This is a genomic window from Bradyrhizobium sp. P5_C11_2 (assembly GCF_054049755.1).
Window position 1 is genome coordinate 1 of record NZ_JBFULT010000991.1, and the last position, 1,427, is coordinate 1,427.

Below are 1,427 nucleotides of genomic sequence, written 5' to 3' on the forward strand. Positions count from 1 at the left end.
GTCCTGGAGATGCGCGCGGGTCAGGGCGTCGAGCGCACCGAAGGGCTCATCTAGCAGCAGCACTTTCGGCTCCATCGCGAGCGCGCGGGCAATGCCGACGCGCTGCTTCATGCCGCCGGAGACTTCCGAGGGCCGCTTGTCCTTGGCGTGGGCCATCTGCACGAGGTTGAGATTATGCATGACCCAGGCGTCGCGCTCGGCCCGCGTCTTGGTCTTCGCGAAGACCTTGTCGACGCCGAGCCTGACGTTCTCGTAGACCGTGAGCCAGGGCAGCAGGCTGTGGTTCTGGAACACCACCGCGCGGTCGGGCCCCGGCGAGTTGACCTCGCGGTTCTCGAGCAGCACGCCGCCGGTAGAGGCACCGGTGAGCCCGGCGATGATGTTGAGCAGGGTCGACTTGCCGCAGCCGGAATGGCCGATGATCGAGACATATTCGCCCTTCTCGATCGTCAGGTTGATGTCCTTCAGCACCTCGGTCGTGGCGGCGCCGCGGGTGAAGACCTTGTCGATGTGGTCGAGCTTCAGATAGGCGGTCATGTGCTTTCCCCTCAGTTCATCGCGGTGCCGCGGGTGACGATCTTGCCGAKGCCCGCGATCAGGCGATCGAGCACGAAGCCGATGATGCCGACATAGAACAGCGCCAGGATGATCTCGCTGATATGCGAGGAGTTCCAGGCGTCCCAGATGAAGAAGCCGATGCCGACGCCGCCGATCAACATCTCGGCCGCGACGATCGCGAGCCATGACAGGCCGATGCCGATACGAAGCCCTGTGAAGATGTAGGGCGCGGCCGCCGGGATCATGATCTTGGAGAAGAACTCGAGCGGGTTGAGCTGCACCACCGCCGCGACGTTGCGGTAGTCCTGCGGGATGTTGCGGATGCCGACTGCGGTGTTGATGATGATCGGCCAGATCGAGGTGATGAAGATGACGAAGATCGCCGAGGGCTGGCCGTCGCGGAAGGCGGCGAGCGACAGCGGCAGCCAGGCGAGCGGCGGGATGGTGCGCAGCACCTGGAACAGCGGATCGAGCCCGCGCATCGCCCAGACCGACTGGCCGACCAGCACGCCGAGCGCGATGCCGGCGATCGCGGAGAGCGAGTAGCCCAGCGCGACGCGCTGGAGACTGGCGGACAGATGCCAGAACAGGCCCTTGTCGATGCCGCCATGGTCGAAGAACGGATCGAGGATCAGCTCCTTGGTGTCCTTGAACACCCGCGACGGCGGCGGCAGCGCCGAGCCGGCGCGGCGGCAGACGAGCTCCCACACCAGCGTCAACAGCGCGATCACGACCAGCGGCGGGATGACGCGCACGGCGGTCTCCCTCGCCATCCGCGCATAGGTCTCGGAACGCGGCGGCCGCTTCGGCGTCATCGCGACGACTGGCGCGGCGGCACCCGCGGGCTTCGCGGTCTCAATGTCCATCTT

2 protein-coding genes are annotated in these 1,427 nt (G+C 66.1%); both read right to left on the reverse strand.

The window, feature by feature from the left end; genetic code table 11:
* A partial coding sequence (locus tag ACXJL8_RS40985) for an ABC transporter ATP-binding protein (protein ID WP_456687034.1) occupies window positions 1-537 on the reverse strand: 537 nt, incomplete at its 3' end.
* Window positions 538-548: 11 nt separating this feature from the next.
* Window positions 549-1,427, reverse strand: an 879-nt coding sequence (gene ntrB, locus ACXJL8_RS40990) for a nitrate ABC transporter permease (RefSeq protein WP_456687035.1), incomplete at its 5' end; no start/stop codon positions are given.